Origin of the sequence: Bergeyella zoohelcum ATCC 43767 (assembly GCF_000301075.1) — a bacterium.
GTDB classification, from domain to species: Bacteria; Bacteroidota; Bacteroidia; order Flavobacteriales; family Weeksellaceae; genus Bergeyella; species Bergeyella zoohelcum.
This window is the reverse complement of the sequence record NZ_JH932293.1, coordinates 645473-648591: the sequence shown is the minus strand read 5'-3', so window position 1 is coordinate 648591 and position 3119 is coordinate 645473. Positions and strand designations below refer to the sequence as shown.

1 protein-coding gene and 1 pseudogene are annotated in these 3119 nt (G+C 37.1%); both read left to right on the top strand.

Going from position 1 to position 3119, the window contains the following annotated elements:
* Positions 1-401: 401 nt before the first annotated feature.
* Positions 402-788, top strand: coding sequence for an HU family DNA-binding protein (locus HMPREF9699_RS02965; protein ID WP_002662300.1), 387 nt, complete (start codon positions 402-404; stop codon positions 786-788).
* Positions 789-1007: 219 nt separating this feature from the next.
* Positions 1008-3119: pseudogene (locus tag HMPREF9699_RS11290) on the top strand (hypothetical protein); the annotation flags it as partial.

The window sequence follows — 3119 nt, the reverse complement described above, 5'->3', positions numbered from 1 at the left end:
TATATAAATATGCGTGTGTACGCGGAATCTATAAAAAAAATCTAGAGCGAGCAAATATCGGATATTTTAATTTATATCCTCCTTCATTGAGAAGGGGGCGATTTTGTTTGTGTCTATGTCATCATCATAGTTATTTGTTACCCCATAGAGGAGAGACCTGCACCAGTACATTCCCTATCCTTCACCAGAACCTTTTACAAAAATCAATACGATATCAGTGTCTCCCTTCTAATTTGTACAGTTCACTAATTGTTTTTTGGGAGGATAGGGATTTAATAAGGAATTATCTAAAAAAAGGAAAGAAATTAAAGAATCTAAAAAAAAATCGAAATCATCGAAACGAATGGAATCTTTTAATTTTTTAATCCTCTAATCTTTTAATCCATTAATAATAAAAGCCTATGTCACTAAAATTTAAGACCATTCAGAAGAGCCAACCGGGTGTTTCGGGAGGCGGAGCGAAGAAATATTACGCATCTCCAGTGTACAGCGGAGAGCTGACGCTGGAAGATATGACGAAGCGAATAGAGAAAATTTCTACAGTAAGCGGGGCAGACATCCGTGCAGTGCTGTATGCCTTTGCCGATATATTGCCTGATGAGCTTACCAATGGCTTTATAGTACGCTTGGGAGAGGTAGGATCTTTCCGTCAGAGCATTAGTAGTGAGGGTAAGGAGGCGGAATCAGAAGTAACGGCGAGTGCTATCAGAGACTCTAGGATACTTTTCACGCCGGGTAAAAAGCTGAAAGATGCCCTGAAAACAGCCAAGTACGAAAAGGCACCTTAGGGATGGAAAATTTCCAAGCTAGGAAAATATAATTTCCTAGTTAGGAAATTGAAATTCCCTAGCTAGGGAATTGAGACTATGAAAAGAATATATAAAAAAGGGAAAAATCTAAAGAATCTAAAAAAATCGAAATCATCGAAACGAACGGAATCCTTTAATTTTTTCAATCTTTTAATCATTTAATAAAAAAAATAAATCAACATTTTAAATTTAAAAACGATGAACAAAACAACAATCAAGATCAGTGTGTTAGCGTTCTTAGGTTTTATGACTTATGGTTACGCACAGCAACAGCAGCAAGACCCTTACAAGGGTAAAGTAGGGATAAACACCATAGAGCCGAGTGCTACGATGGACATCCGCCCAAGTACAGCCAATGCTCAGAAAGAAGCCACCACTAACGAAGGGATTATTGCTCCGAAGCTAAGCAAGACGAGAATTGCTAATATTGCTACCCCAGTAGAAGGTACTTTGGTATATGCTACGGATGAAACTACTTCTCCTATTTCTGCTTATACAGGAGGAGATACGAAAGTAGCGAAGATTACGGAAAAAGGGTACTATTTCTATAATGGTACCGAGTGGGTGAAAGCGGGGAGTGATGTTACTGACCAACTTTGGGCTCAGAGAGATAATGGTGGAGTTACGGAAACTTATCTGAAAGCAGCAAACGGAGATAATAATACAGTCCAATATAGAAACAATGGAGTGTTTGAATTGAAATTAGGAAATCCTATTGCTACGGACTTTGACTGGAAAGATGGAAAAGCCCTTAATGTGGGGAAGACTCCTTTTGGTTTGTATATGACTTCTGATGTTTTTCCTCAAACAGGATATGGAACTCTGCCTACTCCTAGTAGTTTTAGTTTTTCTCATAACCAAGGGTTGATAAAGGAAAGCCATGTGAATGGAAAAAACAACCCTTATTATTTACAGGATGAAACGCGAATTGTGATTAAAGATGTAACATCTCCTATTGGCAATATTTTTGCGACTGTTAATAGTGCCGATGTATTTTCCAATAATACAGTAGCTGAGTTAATAGGATTACGAGGTATAACTAGTGCTGGAAATGAAACATATACTGCTGGAACTGTAGGTACTAATATAGCAGGTCAATTCATAGCTAGAAATAATGCGACATCTACAAATATGTATGGGGTTAGTGCTTTAGTCCGAAATTTGGGTAAAGCAAATTTAATAAGAGGAGTATATGCAGATGTGCATTCTCAGAGTGCTCGTAATGGGGTGTATGCGACTTCTTCTGCGGATTATGTGTATGGAACAGATAGTAATGTGTATTTGACTCCTAACAGTACAATTGGTAATCATGCTATTGCACTTAGAGGTTTTGTGAGAGCTTATAGTAATTCTACTACTGAAAATTTGGTTAATAATTTTCTTTATACTGATGTACAACAAGATGCTAATGTAAAAAATTTATATGGGGTAAGAGTGTCGTCGAGTGTCAATTCCGGAGCTAATGTAACTAATAGTTATGGAGTATATGTAAATAGTATGAAAAGTGATGGTATAAAAGGTGAAGTTTTTTCTATTTATACCAATAATGGATATGTGTACTTTGGGGACAGAGTAGGTGTAGGTACTAAAACTCCTATGGAAAGATTAGAAGTATCTGGAAATATTTTATCTAATGGAGGACTGAAATCTTCTATAAATGCTTCTAATGGTTTAGGTGGGTATGTAGAGCTTATCAATGATGCTAAAACGGGTGGAACTTTATCTAAAAGATGGCGTATTTATAATATGCAAAGCCAAGGAACCAATAACTATGCAGATGGATTACATTTTTGGGGGTATGCAGAAGATGGAACTAATTTAGGCTCTAAAATGATTTTAACAGATGAGGGAAATCTTAATATTGGTTTCGGAAGTGCGGTAATTTCTAATACACCGGCTACTCAAAAATTAAACATAAAAGGAAATGTACTTATTACAGAACTTCAAGGTACAGGAGACCGTCCGGTATTCGTCACGGCAGATGGGGTATTAAAAGTAGGTACAGCTTCTACTATCAGATCTGCATGGGTTCCAGATACAGCGAGTAATTCGGTACAGCTTGCCATTACATCTGCCAATGGAGACAGAACTACTCACCCAATAAGCATCACAGATGAAGGAATGGTAAGAGCTACTTCTTTCCAAGGAGTTAATGGAGCCACTATCTTCCCAGATTATGTATTCCAAAAGTACTATACAGGGACTTCGTCTATCAAGGCAGATTACAATTTCAAATCACTGAGTCAAGTAGAAGATTTTGTAAAAACCAATGGACATTTACCAGGATATAAATCTGCGGAGACTATTAAA

Excerpts from the sequence above, each read along its gene's own strand:
- HMPREF9699_RS02965 (WP_002662300.1), top strand. The coding sequence starts at position 402 with ATGTCACTAAAATTTAAGACCATTCAGAAGAGCCAACCGGGTGTTTCG.